Genomic DNA, 14,309 nt, shown 5'->3' on the forward strand with positions numbered 1-14,309 from the left:
AATCTTATATATAGCGATATATAGGAAAATACCCTATTTTAAGTAACTTGAAGTAACTAGGTAACTTATAAGGAGGCTTTATATGTTATATAACATTTTTTATGAAATAGATAATCTAAATATTCAAATAAAAATAAAAAACAAAAAACTAAGTTTGATATATGAAGAAGGCACATTGCCATTGGAATTAAAAAAAGCCATCAAAGAACACAAATATGAAATCATCAAACGCCTAGAAGAAAACGAGAGGGCGCGTGCAAAAGGTTTTTTAGTGCATCGATACGGCGAGTTTTACGAGTTTCGCTACGGCGCTGGTGCATATCTTTTCATCGAGCGTGAAGGAGAACTTGCTCATGCCTGGCGAGCAAACTACATGCCAGAGGAACAAAAGCCATACAAAATTAAGACGCTAGCCGATCGTGTACCGTTTGAAAAAGCATTTGAAGAGGCAGCCGGCTTCATCGAGTGGCTGCAACGGCAACGAAAGTGGGGTGATTCAAATGTCAAAGCCGTTTAAATCGTATTTACGCGAAGCGATCGAGCGCGCAAAAGACAGACGGATCGAACAGCTCATTGAACTAGGACGAGTGAAAATGGAGGACGGGCGACAGCTTTACGAGTTGACACTCGATCATGAGTATCGGTGCATGAAAGAAATGAGGAGGCGCTCTAGATGTTCTTAAACGAAAAAGAAATTGTTTTCGTTGACCAGTATTTGCAACATGCACTTGCCATTCTTTATCAAGGGGGATTCGTATCGCACGAAGCACATATCTTATATTCTCGAATGATTTCTGCTGTTAGCGAAGGTTATCAAGCTTATTTAGATTACGTGAAGGGGCGGTAAGTGATGTATCGTTTTTTTTGTGATGATTGCGGTTTCGAAGTTTGGAGCATAAAAGTCATTCCGAAATTGAAATGTCATTGCGGTTTGTACGTTTTACACGAAGAAAAGGAGGGACAAGCGTGAGATTCGACGTGTACACATGCAGTGAATGCGGCAAAGGTTTTGCAACTGACGAAAACGAGCAGCCAACGTGCTGCCCGTTTTGTCAATCAGATGTTTTTGAATACTCACATACAACGCTGAACGTGCAAGTGACAGAAGACGATGTGATCGAAATAGCAAGTCATATAGCGTGGTTAGGAATCCCGGATGATGTAATAAGTGTTCAGACAAAAACATTTTTTGAACAGCTGATAATCGAAGCTAGAAAAATCGAAGAAAAACGCTGGCGTGAGAATCCTGACAACTGGGGAGCATGCTGTAAATGGCCGTATGAAGATGATTTACCGTTTTGAGGAGGGAGAATAATGAAACCTACTGTCGATGACTTAAAAGAGTGGGAGGAACTGTGTACATTCATTTCTGGTCTAAAAAAGAAATCAACGTATATTTCAAAATATTATAAAAGCAATGTTCCAAACACTCACTTGCTGAGCCAAGAGAAAATATATCGGGAAATGCGTAAATGGATGAAAGACAACGGCTATGAACTTGTGTTTTGGGGGTGTGGCTGGGGATGGCGGTTACGAAAAGATTGGAAAGAAAAACTAGAACGATTAAAAGCGAACATTGAGGTAGGCGATATCTAAATGGAACAGATGGAATTTGATTTAGGTATTCAAGTTGATGAAAGTAAGCTCGATCCTAACCCGATGGTCAATCTGTATGGGTACGGTCCGGAAAACAAAAAATGCAAACAGTGTACGCACCTATTTTATAAACAGTTTTCTAAAAAATATTGGAAGTGTGCTCTCCGTCCGAACACGAACGGACCTGCAACAGATCATCGCGTCAACTGGAAAGCATGCGGGCGTTTTTTAGACTGTGTTTCACAGTAGACACATAATGCGAAGGAGGGTAACAGGATATGAATAAGCAAGAAAAGGCTCAGGTGATCGAAGAGTTTTTGAGACGTTTAGATATGATGTCAGGCACAGGGAATGGCATCGGAAAAGCAACAGTAAAGAAAATCCGTGAGTTTGCGGAAAAGGAAGGATTTATACAGCGAAAATAAAGCAAAGGGGTTAGGAAGTTGATTTTTAACGAAGAAGATCTTGAAATAATCAGGGAATTGCTATCGATTGTAGCTTGCGGGTACGATCGAGAAACATATTATTTTCATTGCTGCGATGCAAATGACATTATCCAAAAGATTGACGAATGGAGGAAGAACAATGCAAATCGGGTATTTTAACGGTGCGATGTATGTCAAGCCAAACGATGATGCTTTTGTGATGTACATTTTCCTTTATTATCTATCCAGTTAGGAGGCGAAAAAATGAATTGGCTTGCGTTCATTCTCACGTTAATCATTGCGTTTCTTTCTCATCACGACGAAAATCCTTACCCGTACTACATACAGCATGAAACCGACATGAAAGTAACAAGTCTTTCGAAAATACGCAAAGAAATGATCCAGGAATGGAGGGAAACATATGGCGTACCTCTCTCAAGTGAAGTCGAACGGTAAACAGTACATTTACCTTTGTATGTATGTAGGAGCGCAAGAATACTCGACGAGAAAAGAACAGCGTGTATATGCGTTTGGAGAAGCGAGGAGAGCACTTGTGCAGATGAAGCGCTGGAAAAGAAGATTCACAGAGTTTCCCCAAGAACTTATTGACCTTGGCTGCGGTATGAAAGACTTGGAACAATGGATTCAAACATTAGAAACAGGGATCACTCCGAAGGGAAGAAAATTTCCGGTAATGATTCAAAAACGTGCAGTATTTTAAAGATATAATAATATCTATAAAAATCCACGCCGCGCCATTTTGTATTGTTGATTGTAACCATATAACCATAAATATTTTATTTAATAAAATCTATTCAATCGGGCGAAAGATTTTCTTTTTCGCTCGATTTTTTTTGCTATATGACCAAAATTTTTTGGTGATATGAAAAAGAAAAAATTCTCTGTATATTTGAATCGTGGGGTGATACACATGAATGAACAAAATCAATCAACGATGGAACAAACAACAAATCAATCGACGACGGATCAGTCAACGACAAATCAATCAACGACAGATCAGTCAACAATATCAAATATCAATTTTGTTGATATGCGAGAACATACGTTGATTGAAACGAAAGAAGGAAATATCGCGGTCATTCATGAGATCACTCTTGGCGATGTCATCATTTCCGTTCTTCTTGCTGCCATGATGATTTTCATGGTGCTGGAACGATTTATGAGGAGGTAGACATGTATAGCCTTCTATTTTCGGCAAGTCCAAAAGAGATACTGGCGACCTACCTCGTGCTGATGGCTTCCTGCCTCGTCGCTTTTCCAGTCACGATGTTTCTTGTTGAAACAGTGAAAGGGGTAAAACGGCGATGGTAAGCACAGGAACACTTGTAGCGTATGCGTTTAAAATTGTATTCGGAAATGGCGACATTCTCACCGCGCTTAGCGCATGGGCGATTTTTCTAACACTTCTTTTCATCTCGATAGCAATCTATAAATCTGCGCGATAAGGAGGGAGTAACAGTGTCAAGTATTGGAAATGTTTTTGACTGGGCGTTCTTTTGGGGCGTTTTTGGGTTTCTTTTAAAAACGGTTGCTCCCTTCATCATGTTAGTTGTCGCGATTGTTGCTGTCGGCATGCTACTTCACGGCGTGATCGTGGCGATCAGATCGAGGTCGTGATGATATGCCGGAATTTCAGACATTTTTCACTCCAGCGCGGTTAGATGAATTTTGGTATTACGTCAAATGGCTGCTTTTCTATGTTGCTCCGATGATTATGATTTTTGCGGCAGCTGGGGCGATTTCCATGCTAGTTGCAATCATGAAAAAATCTTTTGCAAACACCAATCAAGTCGGGAAGCAAGAAAAAGACGATGACTATGAAATTCGCCATTACTAAGTTTTCAACTAGCGTCTGCTAGTGAAATATAAAAATTAAATTAAGGGAGGAATTTACAATGCCTGCTTTAGGTGCAGCTATTGATCTTTCAGGATTGAGTTTACCATTTACAGTTTCAGATTTAATCGGGAGCGTAAACAGCTTAGTAGCATGGGTGGGTCCATTCATCCTTTTGGCACTTGCGCTTGGGTTTGCGCCAAAAATCATTGCATTTATTCGATCCATTCTTGGTCGCGCAACAGCGAAGTAACACTAAAAAAGGGAGGAGCAATCCTCCTTTTTTAGTATGGAAGGCGTGTGATGTATTAAATGATTAAAAAAATAATCAACTGGGGACTTCTTTTCGCGTTGTTTATCGCGCCGCTAGCGCCGATTAAGGCGGAGGCTGCGGACGCAGTTTGTTCAAACGGTGAATGTGTCTATGGCTACTTTGGCTCAAAAACGAGTTCAAATGAAATCCTATGGGCAGATGTCATATATCATGACGATAATTTTACACGCGTCAAGATTCAAGGTTCAGGTCAAGGCGCGTTGCAATGGTTTGATGCAAACGGAAACCTGTTGGGATCTTCTGCTTTAGCGGGATTTTCTGATTACAATTTCCCTGATGGTGCGAAAGGGTTCAAGATCGTTGCTTCGGTCGGAGAATTTCATGCATTAGAGGCATGGACTGACAATCCAAATTCGTTTCATATTGTCTTTATGGGCGCGGATTCTGCGGATTCAGGATGCACCGGCTGCGAACTGTTTAATTGCCCAGGATGGAGTCAATACATGGGGAAGTTAGATGAAATAAAAAGTGCAATTCCTCCAGCGCCGAATTGGGATCAAGTCGCCGCGACGTTTCGCGACACGATTGTGCCACGACTTGTGACGGACATGCAGACGATGTTGGGGACAGCGCCGTCGCCACCGGCAGAGCCTGCGGACTTGTCGGGAGTCGATACAGGCGGAATTGAAAATCAAGTGCCAAGCATGCCCGATTCGGGGCTTGATACGTCAGGATTCACGAAACAAAATATCGAAAATCAAGCGCCGGAAATTCCGTTTCGAAACGATGACTCAGGCGGCTTTGACATCGTGAATCCAATCGACACCTTGCCGTCATTGCCCGACAAAATGCCAGAGCCGGGGAACACCGACGCAGGAGGATGGGACGCGGGACACCCGCAACAGCCGGATGACCAGCCAATGCCGATTCCAAAAGACCAAGACAGCACACCGGACACCGGCAACGCGCCAATACCAAGCCAAAACAACGACACACCGCCAAGCCCAGGCGACAATGGCGGCAACGCGCCAATACCAAACCAAGACGACAGCATACAAGGATCAAAATACTACAAAAAACACCCTGATGATCCGGATGGGAGTGAGGGAGGATAATGAGAAGAGCTTTTATTATTATAATTGGATTTCTTTCTATATTTTTTTCTAGTGGGAAGTCATATGCATATCAGCAAGGGCTCTTAGAAGGAAAAACGCCTACTACTACTTTTGCTAGATTAGTTGATGCCAGTAAAATGACTGATAATAATCTATCTACCTATGGATATATTCCGCAAACATATATAGGGTTGGATACGTTTTTTACACTTGATAAAGAATATACAATAACTTCAATATATTTAAACATGGATTTAAGAGGAATGAGCTATTATGTAGATCTTGTTGATAAAAATGACAAAATTTTGGCGTCATATCAGGTTTTGGATAAAGGAGATGGGATAACTTCTATTTCGAGTAAAAATAAGACATATATAAGTCCAATTCATTACGTAAAAAAAGTAAGATTCCATTCAAGCGGAGTGCAAACGGTTGACACGAAAATATATGAGATAGACGTATATTCTGGCGATATACCTGATACTGTGCCACCTAGCGAAGTATCAAAATTACAAACATCTGTTAGATATTCTACAATTGATTTAACGTTCACGAATCCTACTGACGCTGATTTAAATGGAACAAAAATATACTTAAATGGTGTTTTGAATGCAACTTTGGAAAAAACAAAAACATCTTATTCTTTTACTGATTTAGCGCCAAATACAACATATGCAATCAAAGTTACTACATTTGATACTAGTGGAAATGAATCAAATGGTGTAACAACAACAGTTAAAACTCTACCGCCGCCGGATGTTACAAACTTAGAACTATTCCCTTCAACTCATTCGATTTTAGCGCAGTGGATAAATCCTGTTGATTCGGGATTTATAGGAAATGACCTTTATTTAGATGGAAACTTTATCACTTCATTAGATAAAGATGCAACGTCATATAACTTTACTAATCTAAGCCTAAACACTTCATACACTGTAAAAGTTGTTTCTAAATTCAGTGGTGGTTACTCATCGACAGGACAGACAGCAACAGCAAAGACAACAATTCCAGTAGAAGATATCACCGACCTCCAAGCCGATGCAAAATACGACCGTGTGAAATTATCATGGACACCGCCGGATAGTGAGTTTTTCCATCACGTGAAAATCTATCGCAAAAAGGTCGAACAACAGTCGTTTTGGGATCAATTGTTTAGCGCGACAGCCGTTTCCGCCGCGACGACATCGGATGGCTATACGCCGATGTTTGAAACAAACGGAACGTACTGGACAGACTTGACCGTCACACCGGACACGACATATTCGTATAAGGTGACATCGGTCAATACAGAAGGAAATGAGTCGCAAGGGGTAACGATTGAAACGACAACACCGTCTGAGCCTGTTCCAGTCTTAGCTGGCGTGGCGACAACGCAAAATGGAAACGGCGACTATGTCGTCACATGGACAAGCCCGACAAAAGGGACAGTGAAAGTGCTGATTGATGGTCAAGAATATACAGTAGTCGATGCTGCGACGCAACAAGTCATCATACCGAAAAAAGATATGAAGCTGAACTTTTTCGGTGGCTATGACACAAAATTAGTTCCGATCGGGGAATTTGGTACAGAAGGCGAGGCGGTACAAGTGCCGACCGTGGGGGAAACGAAAATCGACTTTCCGTTTTCGTTCAATGATTTTATACAGACGGTGATTAATATCCTTGCATGGGCAGCGCCGTTGATTTTACTGTCATTTGTCTTAGTCTTTTGGCGACCGCTCGTCGAATTTATCAAAAAAATGCTTGCGAATGCTAAAGGAGGGCGTGTGAAACAATGAATTTTGATATTTTGCAAGCCGTGCTAGAAATCGTTTTTCAGCGATACATGGTTTATCTCACGCCCGTTCTGTTTCTTTTTGTTGTCATTATGTTTGGCGAACGACTTATCAGCTTTTTATATAACGTAATCCGCAGGTGATAGAGATGTTTCCTTTTGTGTTAGGCGGAATTTTAGGCGACGCGTTCGGCAAGCTATTCGACGTGATATGGTCGGGAATTAAATGGATCGGACGATTGTTGAAAAAGCTATTTCAAGGGCTTGTTGACTTGTTCATCGGCTTTTTCGAGGTCATTTATGCGCTGATTGATGGCTTGTTGTATTTTCTCTACAAAATTGGCGTGCTGGCGGTGAAGCTGTTTTTGCTCTTTTTTGAGCTGGCAAAAATGATTGTTTCCTTATTTGTCGGTTTTGCAAAAACGCTTGCCAGCCTTGTATATGTCCCGCGCGGCGGAAGTGGAAACGGCTATTCAGAAATGCTTGGAAAAATTTTTACCGCAATGCAGCCGTTAAAATTAGAGCCGATTGCGTATATATTGCTATTTATCTTATGGATGTTTACCGCCGTTGCGGCGATTAAATTGCTATCGTCTATCCGGGTAGGAGGAGAGTAACAATGAATATTAAAGATTCGATTCATAGTTTCATTGATAAAATCTTTAATCCTCCTATCACGTTTTTAGATATGGCGATAGAAAAATTGCGCGCGGTAAGGCAAATAACGGCGCAAGGGCTGAATGTCGGAAAATATTTATCGATTTTCGGCGATATGCCGACCGCATGGCAGTTGGTCATTTCATCAGCGCTTATGTCGGTCGTCATACTCGGCTCGTTGCTTATTTTCCGTTCTGTGATGAGGCTCTATTATTCTTTGAAAGAAGGTGTGAAATGGTGGTAGATGCGTTTTTCTATATGTTTACGCTAGGCGCTGGAGCAGCTTCCGGAGTTGGCGTTGTCGCATTTTTCGGTTGGAAGGTTGTTCAGTTTTCAAATAGAAAGAAAAAACAACAAAGAAAGGCGGTCATATAATGGCATTTTTCAAACGAAAAGAAAAAGATGAGTTTTTTCCGGAAACAAACGACATTCTCATAGTGTTCGACGACGAACAAAAAACAAGCGACATTCAACGCATCGATGAAATTCGTGACAATGCGATATATGTCACCGGAAAGTATTGCGTGCCGATTCACGATTGCGAGGTAACGACAGGAATAGAAGGACGACATTTTTTCTATCGCGCGCCGTCGCGTTCTGTCCAGGAAACAAAACGACTTGCGGAGCTTGAAAAAAGCATTGTATTGCGGCAAATAACATCGTATCGTACGCCAGAGCCGCAAAGTCAATTCGACTTAACGAAAATACTTCTATTCGGGCTTGTGTTCTTTGCATTCATCATCCTTGGTATTTCAAGCTGCGCTGGAGGGAAGTAATCATGTCGAATCAAGTTGCATTTCTTATTTTTGAATTGAAAGGAATGATAGACACAATCGAAGAAATGGCGAGCATAGATGAGCAATGGAATTATCCTTGCATCGAGCGTCTTCAAAAGAAGGTCAATGAGCTTGTCGAACTTGTAAAGGGGTGATCGCATATGCAAGGAACAAGCAATGCTGAAAAACTACAAAGCGTCATTTCCGATGACTTGTTTCCGCAAGTGCAACACATATCGGACGTAAAACAAGTGCTCGAAGAGATGACAACAAAAGCGCAGGAACTGCAAGAGTGGCAAATTAAAGCGATTTTGTTGCTCGAAAGCCTATCGAAAAATGAATATTTACATGGGAAAAGCGATCCGTATCGCGAAATTATCAATTTCATTATGCAAGGCAAGGTGCTTGTCGCTGATCCGCAATACTATATCGACACGATCGAAGCGCTTATTCCGAAACCGCCGAAGCCGGTCATTGTCGCGCCGAATGGTGTTGAGAAGGGAGGGAAACGGTAGTGGCACATCATTTCTTCATACAAGGTCCGTTAGGCGCTGGGAAAACGTTGATGATGTCGCTTTTGGCGCATCATTGGAGAGAAAAAGTGCGTGCGCGTGGCGGTGATATTCAGTTGTTCAGCAATTATGGTTTGAAAGATTCTATCCCCTTAGAGCATTACACAGACTGGTATAAGGTAGCAGAAGCGCAAGGCAGCATTTGTTGCTGGGACGAAGCGCAAATGGCGTTTTCAAACCGCAAATGGTCGAAATATGGCGCGACGATCGCAACAGAAGTCATGATGTTTACACGCAAAATGAAAAGCGTGCAAATATACTGTTCGCCGTCAATTAACAACGTGGACAGCCGCATTCGGCAAATTGTCGAAGTGCTTATCAACGTTCGAAAAATCGGCGAACGCGGTTTTGCGATTCACTTCACCGACTATCAGACGGGCGAATTTATGCACAAACAGTTCCTTCCGATGTGGAAGGCAAAGAAAATATTCAAACTCGGTTTGTACGATACGGACACAATGGTGCTAGGCTTCCCTCTTCCATCGACAGAACGAGAGGGAAACGAATTTTTCCGTACGCTTGAGGAAATACACGATCAAGCTCGTGGAACAGTTAGGAGGGCTGCCCATGAACTACTCACTGGTGCCGCAGCACTATAAAGATAAAGATCCACGTACGTTGTTGTATCATTTTCCGTCCATTCCAGTCGTGAAATTCGCGAAAATCACGCAGAAATTCTATTTTTTCAAACAACTTGAAATAGCGCAGGACATTGTCAACCGAATGGGGTATATTTTGCTTCCGTCTGTATGTATGCACTGGGAACGAGTGAAACAGTTTGCTGACCGACGAATTAGAATAGGAAGAAACTCATTTTTCATGATGAAGCCGGACGAACTGACGGAAACGGAAAATCGGAAGCTACAAGAATACTTAGATGAAATACGAAAAAACGACAGGGGGAAATGAAATGTTTCTCACAAATGAAGAATTTGCTATGTTGCTTTTGCATATGAATATCATGCGAAAAGAGATTAAAAAAGCGCTCAAGCGAAATTACGGGCTTTTTGAAGGGAAAAAGAAAGTTGCTTGCTATGATTCGATTACGGCTACGCTTAGCGAGCAATTAGAGCAAAAAGGGGAATGTGACTCGTACAACATCGAATTAAACGATGAACAAGCTACTATGCTGCACTCTTTTCTTTCCTTCTATACAGCAGAACTGAAACGACAAGCCGAACAAGAAAACATTGACTACAAAGAAAACGAAACGTTGCAGCTGCTTGAATCGGTGCTAAGAAAAGTCGAGGAATGGTGTGCAGCATGAAGAAAAAAGACTTGTTGTTGAGCTTGTTTTATACGATCCTTTCAATCCCAGCTGTTTTTATCATTGTCATAGCAGTCAATCCAACTGGAATGATTGCAGTTTTCACGAATCGAGAGCTGACGGCTGTATGCGGAATGTTTGTAGCAATCGGCTTTTTCATCGGTAAATTTGCCCGTGAAGTGACGTACTATCTCGAAGAAGCGCTGAAGGAGGCGCGCGAACTTGGACAAGTACAACGTTCATCCTGACGAACTATACGCGCTTGTGAAGGAATACAATCGGAAGTGTTTTTTGCTTAGACAAGGATACAAAAAAAATAGCACGATTCTAATTGAACACTATAAACGAGAAGTCAGGCGAATCAAGAATCTTTGCTATAAGAAATACGGAATCGTTTTAGATTAAACAGATAGACAGATAGCATGTTTGCACATGTTATCTGTTTTTTTTCATTCGTACAACCAGCGCGTGCATATCTTCAACCAAGGAGGTATGCGCGATGAATGTACGAATGATAAAAGGAAAGCATACTGACAAGAATATTCAAGATTGCTATCATTATTTAGTGAAGATATATAGAAGGGAGATAGCAAAGAGAAATGAAAGCTATCTACGCAAGAGTATCGACGGAAGAATCGGCACAGAAAGGATATTCAATCGCTCATCAGATCGAAGAAGCGAAGAAAAAGGCGAAAACGGACGATGTAATGATATACACCGATGAAGGCTTTTCCGGCGAATTTCTTGAGCGTCCAGGGCTGGAACGCTTGCGAAACGATATACGAAACGGAATGATCGATACCGTCATTGTGTACGATCCCGACCGGCTGGCGCGTAATCTCATGCACCAGCTGCTGCTAGATGATGAGTTTAGAAAGCATAATGTCGAATTGCTTTTTGTGAACGGCGAGTATGCAAATACGCCGGAAGGGAAGCTGTTTTTTTCGATGCGCGGAGCTATTTCAGAGTTTGAAAAAGCAAAAATCCGTGAAAGAACGATGGCAGGGCGGAAACGAAAAGCGAAACAAGGAAAAGTCGTGAAGAACGATCGAATATATGGTTACGACTATGACAAACAAACCGGACAGCTCAAAATAAATGAAAGTGAAGCCGAAATTGTTCGCTTCATATTTGACAGTTTCGTTCAAGAGCGTTTCAAAGGCGTAAACGGCATTGCATTGCATTTGACTGAGAGAAAAATACCGACAAAAACGGGAAAAACGGTGTGGCATCGGCAAGTGGTACGGCAAATATTGATGAATGAAACGTACATGGGAAAAAAGCCGCAAAACAAGTGGAATACAGAAGGCATGCTGGCGAATAAGTATCGCAATGAAAAAGTGCCGATGCGCTTGCGGAGCAAAGATGAATGGATCTATGTGGATGTTCCGGCAATTGTTTCAGAAGAGCAATTTCAGCAAGCGCAAATGCTGCTAGAACAAGCGAGAAGGCGCTATGCAAAAACAGCAAAGCGTGACTATTTGCTGTCCGGTCTTTTGCGCTGTGCACAATGCGGGAACACAATGACCGGGCGATATATGAAAAACTGGGGGAAATATCATCGCGAATACACGGACAGAAAACACACAGCTGGGGCAAAACACCGAGGCTGTGGAATGGTCGTTCGCGCGGACGAAATTGAACACGAGGTGTGGACATATCTACTTGATCTATTCAACCATACAGAACGAATACAAGAGTTCCAACCAGTCGCTGACGTTGAAAATAGCTATGAAAAGAAAGAACTAGAAAGGCTAGAAAAAGAGATTGACCGAGCAAGAAAGGGGCGTAAACGCCTGCTTTCGCTTGTCACAATGTCCGATGACGACGAACTCGACCTGGAAGAAGTGAAAGAGGAAATACGCAACTTGCAGCAACGCGAAAAAGAGCTGACTGAACAATACAACCAGCTGGAACAACAACTCAAAGAAATGAAAGAAAGCAAGCCGAACGAACACATTTTGCAAGAAGCAATTGACTTCTTTCTGAATCACAAAGAAGAATTTGACTTTGAAATTAAACAGACGCTGATCCGCAAAGTTGTTAAAGAGATTCGTGTTATCGATAAAGAAAATATCGAGATTCACTTATTTTGAAGACGTCAAAATTTGGCCCAAGTCCCATCATTGCAGAAAGTGTATGGCGATGAGAAAAAGGATACGGTATGATGAAGGATGGGAGTTGTTTTCTCCCGTCCTTTTTTCATTTTTCAGGTTTACAGGGGGAGGAAAGTAAAATGGTCGATATTCGTCCGTTTTTAAAAAAGAAACTGCACGTTACCGTGTGGTTCAGGGGAAAATGTAAATATTGCGGTTTTATCAATGAGAAAAAGGTCTATGACTATGGTGTATTGACTTTCGAAGAGTTCGATAAACAATTGGATAACACCGGACATAAGGTGGAACCGATCGTATGCAGGAAATGTGGAACGGAATCCATGCCGGAGTGTGTGGTATATCGTGATGAAATGAAGAATCTCGTCGTTAGCGAAGCTGTAATCAATTATGGCCAAGATGTTGGTGGGGAAGAAATGCAAGAAGCCCACCAGAAGCGATACGAAATTTTTAATGAACAGAAGGAAGCATTTTGGGAAAAATACACGGACTATGCGATTGCGAATTGGCGGGATATGGTCAATGAGCTTGTTGATTTTGAATTCCAGGAAGCATATCAGAAGTTAGGAATCGAAACCAGCGCCCGTACGATTGCCCAATATCGGAAAGATGCGCTGAATCGGTTCAAGACAGTAGAAGAGAAGCAGCGTTTTTGGAGAGCAGCGAATGAATATTTCATCTATCACCATCTGCTAGATATCGGACCGCTTGGTTGGGCACTCGAAAAAGATGTGAAATATTATGGACAAAAACGAATGCGGTTTGTCGTTCTACACTTTCCACTCGGTGAAGCACTTGAGGAGTTGCGAACCGAATGGATTGGACAACTCATCAAGAAAGAAAAAGGAGACAACGACTTTCTTTTCCGGCGCATCGCTATGTTGACGGATGAATTGAATCGAACACGTCAGAAAATCACGAAATATGTTCATCAAATCGAGGAATTGAGGGCAGAGCAATCCAAGCTTCAGGAAAAGTTATCAGAAGCATATGAGCAGCTACGAAAAGAAAAAGAAAACAAAAATATTGTCACGCGCGACCCGGCAGACATTGAAAAAATACGTGAGTTGAAATCGTTTGTTTCCGAATTGATCGACGAGCTGAAAGAAAAAGACAAACTGATTCGAGAATTGCAGCCGACGCAAGAGGAAGTTAGTGTGTCGGAGTTGGAAGAAGCGCAAGTCGATGCAGAACAAAAGATACTAGATACCCTTGTCGGGAAAACAGTGGCTATCATCGGCGGCCGTCGCCAAGAGCAATCGAAAAAAGAGTATCCTTGCATGGTTCTTGTGCATTCAGGAGAAGTGTTAGACCCGGACTTTTATCATATATTGAAACAAGCCGACATTATTATCATATTGACGCAATTCATTTCCCATTTAGCCATGTGGGAAGCAAAAGCATATGCGTTACAGAATGATGTTCCGATCTATTTTATGAAGGGATTGAATATCCCGCGTTTGCTGGAGGACGTAGCGAGGAAATTATGAAAAAGACACCTACACAGGTGCCTTTTTATTTTTTTTAAAAAATCAAAAAAATTTTTATTAAATGTCTTGAATTTTAGACAGAATGAGTTATAATATAATCAGAAAGGTTGAATACAAGACAGGAGGAGAAGGAAATGAACAAAAAAGAGATCATGAAAAAAGCGGTTGCTTTAGCAAAAACAATGGTTGGTGATTGGGTGGCTCGCATGGCATTAGCATTAAAAACTGTATGGGCTGAGGTGAAGAAAATGGGAGAAAAAGTGTTGCCAGCTTTAAAAGGGACAGAGAAGCAAGTTGCATGGGCTAATGATATTCGCAATAAGTTAATTCCGATCGTAGAGAAGAACGTTGATATGTTCATCGCCAAATTAGAAAATGCGGAATTTTTCGAGAA

29 protein-coding genes and 1 pseudogene are annotated in these 14,309 nt (G+C 41.7%); all 30 read left to right on the forward strand.

From position 1 onward, the window contains the following. Window positions 1-82 precede the first annotated feature (82 nt). Window positions 83-517: a hypothetical protein gene (locus tag HNQ34_RS09690; RefSeq protein WP_183253985.1), complete on the forward strand. Its 435-nt coding sequence runs from the start codon at window positions 83-85 to the stop codon at window positions 515-517. Continuing rightward, window positions 501-683: a Fur-regulated basic protein FbpA gene (gene fbpA, locus HNQ34_RS09695; protein ID WP_183253987.1), complete on the forward strand. Its 183-nt coding sequence runs from the start codon at window positions 501-503 to the stop codon at window positions 681-683. The genes HNQ34_RS09690 and fbpA overlap by 17 nt, the downstream gene beginning before the upstream one ends. Next, window positions 674-847, forward strand: coding sequence for a hypothetical protein (locus HNQ34_RS09700; RefSeq protein ID WP_183253989.1), 174 nt, complete (start codon window positions 674-676; stop codon window positions 845-847). The genes fbpA and HNQ34_RS09700 overlap by 10 nt, the downstream gene beginning before the upstream one ends. 119 nt (window positions 848-966) lie before the next feature. Continuing rightward, window positions 967-1,302, forward strand: a complete 336-nt coding sequence (locus HNQ34_RS09705) for a hypothetical protein (protein WP_183253990.1) — start codon at window positions 967-969, stop codon at window positions 1,300-1,302. Window positions 1,303-1,314: 12 nt separating this feature from the next. Next, window positions 1,315-1,596 (forward strand): polysaccharide deacetylase family protein, encoded by a 282-nt coding sequence (locus HNQ34_RS09710; RefSeq protein WP_183253992.1) that lies wholly within the window; start codon window positions 1,315-1,317, stop codon window positions 1,594-1,596. Beyond that, a complete protein-coding gene (locus HNQ34_RS09715; protein ID WP_183253994.1) occupies window positions 1,597-1,845 on the forward strand; it encodes a hypothetical protein in 249 nt (82 codons plus the stop codon). It abuts the gene before it with no gap. A 29-nt stretch (window positions 1,846-1,874) separates the two neighbouring features. Beyond that, on the forward strand, window positions 1,875-2,021 hold the full coding sequence (locus HNQ34_RS09720; protein WP_183253996.1) for a hypothetical protein: 147 nt from the start codon (window positions 1,875-1,877) through the stop codon (window positions 2,019-2,021). A 264-nt stretch (window positions 2,022-2,285) separates the two neighbouring features. Further along, window positions 2,286-2,477 carry a hypothetical protein gene (locus HNQ34_RS09725; protein WP_183253998.1) on the forward strand — a complete coding sequence of 64 codons (192 nt, stop codon included), beginning with the start codon at window positions 2,286-2,288 and terminating at the stop codon, window positions 2,475-2,477. Continuing rightward, window positions 2,443-2,742: a hypothetical protein gene (locus tag HNQ34_RS09730; protein ID WP_183254000.1), complete on the forward strand. Its 300-nt coding sequence runs from the start codon at window positions 2,443-2,445 to the stop codon at window positions 2,740-2,742. Before HNQ34_RS09725 ends, HNQ34_RS09730 begins: the two co-directional genes overlap by 35 nt. A 210-nt stretch (window positions 2,743-2,952) precedes the next feature. Beyond that, a complete protein-coding gene (locus HNQ34_RS09735; RefSeq protein ID WP_246364029.1) occupies window positions 2,953-3,213 on the forward strand; it encodes a hypothetical protein in 261 nt (86 codons plus the stop codon). A 2-nt stretch (window positions 3,214-3,215) separates the two neighbouring features. Then, window positions 3,216-3,353, forward strand: coding sequence for a hypothetical protein (locus HNQ34_RS09740; protein ID WP_183254002.1), 138 nt, complete (start codon window positions 3,216-3,218; stop codon window positions 3,351-3,353). After that, window positions 3,347-3,487 carry a hypothetical protein gene (locus HNQ34_RS09745; protein ID WP_183254005.1) on the forward strand — a complete coding sequence of 47 codons (141 nt, stop codon included), beginning with the start codon at window positions 3,347-3,349 and terminating at the stop codon, window positions 3,485-3,487. Before HNQ34_RS09740 ends, HNQ34_RS09745 begins: the two co-directional genes overlap by 7 nt. A gap of 13 nt (window positions 3,488-3,500) precedes the next feature. Further along, the gene (locus tag HNQ34_RS09750; RefSeq protein ID WP_013876578.1) at window positions 3,501-3,659 is read left to right on the forward strand and encodes a hypothetical protein; all 159 of its coding nucleotides are present in this window, start codon (window positions 3,501-3,503) and stop codon (window positions 3,657-3,659) included. A gap of 4 nt (window positions 3,660-3,663) precedes the next feature. After that, entirely contained in the window at window positions 3,664-3,879 is a 216-nt protein-coding gene (locus HNQ34_RS09755; RefSeq protein WP_183254007.1) for a hypothetical protein, read from the forward strand. A gap of 58 nt (window positions 3,880-3,937) precedes the next feature. Beyond that, entirely contained in the window at window positions 3,938-4,129 is a 192-nt protein-coding gene (locus tag HNQ34_RS09760) for a hypothetical protein (RefSeq protein ID WP_183254009.1), read from the forward strand. A gap of 59 nt (window positions 4,130-4,188) precedes the next feature. Further along, a complete protein-coding gene (locus HNQ34_RS17510; protein WP_246364031.1) occupies window positions 4,189-5,265 on the forward strand; it encodes a hypothetical protein in 1,077 nt (358 codons plus the stop codon). 263 nt (window positions 5,266-5,528) lie between these two features. Further along, window positions 5,529-7,043, forward strand: a complete 1,515-nt coding sequence (locus HNQ34_RS09770; RefSeq protein ID WP_183254011.1) for a fibronectin type III domain-containing protein — start codon at window positions 5,529-5,531, stop codon at window positions 7,041-7,043. Between the two features lie 145 nt (window positions 7,044-7,188). Beyond that, on the forward strand, window positions 7,189-7,656 hold the full coding sequence (locus HNQ34_RS09775) for a hypothetical protein (RefSeq protein WP_183254012.1): 468 nt from the start codon (window positions 7,189-7,191) through the stop codon (window positions 7,654-7,656). A gap of 2 nt (window positions 7,657-7,658) precedes the next feature. Next, on the forward strand, window positions 7,659-7,940 hold the full coding sequence (locus HNQ34_RS09780) for a hypothetical protein (protein ID WP_183254014.1): 282 nt from the start codon (window positions 7,659-7,661) through the stop codon (window positions 7,938-7,940). Next, the gene (locus tag HNQ34_RS09785; protein ID WP_183254016.1) at window positions 7,931-8,071 is read left to right on the forward strand and encodes a hypothetical protein; all 141 of its coding nucleotides are present in this window, start codon (window positions 7,931-7,933) and stop codon (window positions 8,069-8,071) included. Before HNQ34_RS09780 ends, HNQ34_RS09785 begins: the two co-directional genes overlap by 10 nt. Further along, window positions 8,071-8,472 carry a hypothetical protein gene (locus HNQ34_RS09790; protein WP_183254019.1) on the forward strand — a complete coding sequence of 134 codons (402 nt, stop codon included), beginning with the start codon at window positions 8,071-8,073 and terminating at the stop codon, window positions 8,470-8,472. The genes HNQ34_RS09785 and HNQ34_RS09790 overlap by 1 nt, the downstream gene beginning before the upstream one ends. Before the next feature lie 2 nt (window positions 8,473-8,474). After that, window positions 8,475-8,627 carry a hypothetical protein gene (locus HNQ34_RS09795; protein ID WP_183183977.1) on the forward strand — a complete coding sequence of 51 codons (153 nt, stop codon included), beginning with the start codon at window positions 8,475-8,477 and terminating at the stop codon, window positions 8,625-8,627. Between the two features lie 6 nt (window positions 8,628-8,633). After that, window positions 8,634-8,987: a hypothetical protein gene (locus HNQ34_RS09800; RefSeq protein WP_019416864.1), complete on the forward strand. Its 354-nt coding sequence runs from the start codon at window positions 8,634-8,636 to the stop codon at window positions 8,985-8,987. Beyond that, window positions 8,987-9,643, forward strand: a complete 657-nt coding sequence (locus tag HNQ34_RS09805; protein WP_183254021.1) for an ATPase — start codon at window positions 8,987-8,989, stop codon at window positions 9,641-9,643. The genes HNQ34_RS09800 and HNQ34_RS09805 overlap by 1 nt, the downstream gene beginning before the upstream one ends. Further along, window positions 9,612-9,953 (forward strand): hypothetical protein, encoded by a 342-nt coding sequence (locus HNQ34_RS09810; RefSeq protein WP_183254023.1) that lies wholly within the window; start codon window positions 9,612-9,614, stop codon window positions 9,951-9,953. Before HNQ34_RS09805 ends, HNQ34_RS09810 begins: the two co-directional genes overlap by 32 nt. 1 nt (window position 9,954) lies before the next feature. Beyond that, a complete protein-coding gene (locus HNQ34_RS09815) occupies window positions 9,955-10,311 on the forward strand; it encodes a hypothetical protein (protein ID WP_183254025.1) in 357 nt (118 codons plus the stop codon). After that, window positions 10,308-10,559 (forward strand): hypothetical protein, encoded by a 252-nt coding sequence (locus HNQ34_RS09820; protein ID WP_183254027.1) that lies wholly within the window; start codon window positions 10,308-10,310, stop codon window positions 10,557-10,559. Before HNQ34_RS09815 ends, HNQ34_RS09820 begins: the two co-directional genes overlap by 4 nt. Before the next feature lie 351 nt (window positions 10,560-10,910). Next, a complete protein-coding gene (locus tag HNQ34_RS09825) occupies window positions 10,911-12,407 on the forward strand; it encodes a recombinase family protein (RefSeq protein WP_183254029.1) in 1,497 nt (498 codons plus the stop codon). 140 nt (window positions 12,408-12,547) lie between these two features. Then, a complete protein-coding gene (locus HNQ34_RS09830; protein WP_183254031.1) occupies window positions 12,548-13,915 on the forward strand; it encodes a DUF2325 domain-containing protein in 1,368 nt (455 codons plus the stop codon). A 134-nt stretch (window positions 13,916-14,049) separates the two neighbouring features. Beyond that, window positions 14,050-14,309 (forward strand): annotated as a pseudogene (locus HNQ34_RS09835) (hypothetical protein); the annotation flags it as partial.

Origin of the sequence: Anoxybacteroides tepidamans, assembly GCF_014201465.1 — a bacterium.
Classification (GTDB): domain Bacteria; phylum Bacillota; class Bacilli; order Bacillales; family Anoxybacillaceae; genus Anoxybacteroides; species Anoxybacteroides tepidamans.

Coding starts and splice junctions, on each gene's coding strand:
- HNQ34_RS09715 (WP_183253994.1), top strand. CDS start 1,597: ATGGAACAGATGGAATTTGATTTAGGTATTCAAGTTGATGAAAGTAAG.
- HNQ34_RS09710 (WP_183253992.1), top strand. CDS start 1,315: ATGAAACCTACTGTCGATGACTTAAAAGAGTGGGAGGAACTGTGTACA.
- HNQ34_RS09825 (WP_183254029.1), top strand. CDS start 10,911: ATGAAAGCTATCTACGCAAGAGTATCGACGGAAGAATCGGCACAGAAA.
- HNQ34_RS17510 (WP_246364031.1), top strand. CDS start 4,189: ATGATTAAAAAAATAATCAACTGGGGACTTCTTTTCGCGTTGTTTATC.
- HNQ34_RS09730 (WP_183254000.1), top strand. CDS start 2,443: ATGGCGTACCTCTCTCAAGTGAAGTCGAACGGTAAACAGTACATTTAC.
- HNQ34_RS09785 (WP_183254016.1), top strand. CDS start 7,931: ATGGTGGTAGATGCGTTTTTCTATATGTTTACGCTAGGCGCTGGAGCA.
- HNQ34_RS09775 (WP_183254012.1), top strand. CDS start 7,189: ATGTTTCCTTTTGTGTTAGGCGGAATTTTAGGCGACGCGTTCGGCAAG.
- HNQ34_RS09770 (WP_183254011.1), top strand. CDS start 5,529: ATGAGCTATTATGTAGATCTTGTTGATAAAAATGACAAAATTTTGGCG.
- HNQ34_RS09745 (WP_183254005.1), top strand. CDS start 3,347: ATGGTAAGCACAGGAACACTTGTAGCGTATGCGTTTAAAATTGTATTC.
- HNQ34_RS09780 (WP_183254014.1), top strand. CDS start 7,659: ATGAATATTAAAGATTCGATTCATAGTTTCATTGATAAAATCTTTAAT.
- HNQ34_RS09815 (WP_183254025.1), top strand. CDS start 9,955: ATGTTTCTCACAAATGAAGAATTTGCTATGTTGCTTTTGCATATGAAT.
- HNQ34_RS09700 (WP_183253989.1), top strand. CDS start 674: ATGTTCTTAAACGAAAAAGAAATTGTTTTCGTTGACCAGTATTTGCAA.
- HNQ34_RS09830 (WP_183254031.1), top strand. CDS start 12,548: ATGGTCGATATTCGTCCGTTTTTAAAAAAGAAACTGCACGTTACCGTG.
- HNQ34_RS09740 (WP_183254002.1), top strand. CDS start 3,216: ATGTATAGCCTTCTATTTTCGGCAAGTCCAAAAGAGATACTGGCGACC.
- HNQ34_RS09790 (WP_183254019.1), top strand. CDS start 8,071: ATGGCATTTTTCAAACGAAAAGAAAAAGATGAGTTTTTTCCGGAAACA.
- HNQ34_RS09720 (WP_183253996.1), top strand. CDS start 1,875: ATGAATAAGCAAGAAAAGGCTCAGGTGATCGAAGAGTTTTTGAGACGT.
- HNQ34_RS09760 (WP_183254009.1), top strand. CDS start 3,938: ATGCCTGCTTTAGGTGCAGCTATTGATCTTTCAGGATTGAGTTTACCA.
- HNQ34_RS09735 (WP_246364029.1), top strand. CDS start 2,953: ATGAATGAACAAAATCAATCAACGATGGAACAAACAACAAATCAATCG.
- HNQ34_RS09795 (WP_183183977.1), top strand. CDS start 8,475: ATGTCGAATCAAGTTGCATTTCTTATTTTTGAATTGAAAGGAATGATA.
- HNQ34_RS09800 (WP_019416864.1), top strand. CDS start 8,634: ATGCAAGGAACAAGCAATGCTGAAAAACTACAAAGCGTCATTTCCGAT.
- HNQ34_RS09820 (WP_183254027.1), top strand. CDS start 10,308: ATGAAGAAAAAAGACTTGTTGTTGAGCTTGTTTTATACGATCCTTTCA.
- HNQ34_RS09690 (WP_183253985.1), top strand. CDS start 83: ATGTTATATAACATTTTTTATGAAATAGATAATCTAAATATTCAAATA.
- HNQ34_RS09725 (WP_183253998.1), top strand. CDS start 2,286: ATGAATTGGCTTGCGTTCATTCTCACGTTAATCATTGCGTTTCTTTCT.
- HNQ34_RS09755 (WP_183254007.1), top strand. CDS start 3,664: ATGCCGGAATTTCAGACATTTTTCACTCCAGCGCGGTTAGATGAATTT.
- fbpA (WP_183253987.1), top strand. CDS start 501: ATGTCAAAGCCGTTTAAATCGTATTTACGCGAAGCGATCGAGCGCGCA.
- HNQ34_RS09810 (WP_183254023.1), top strand. CDS start 9,612: ATGAACTACTCACTGGTGCCGCAGCACTATAAAGATAAAGATCCACGT.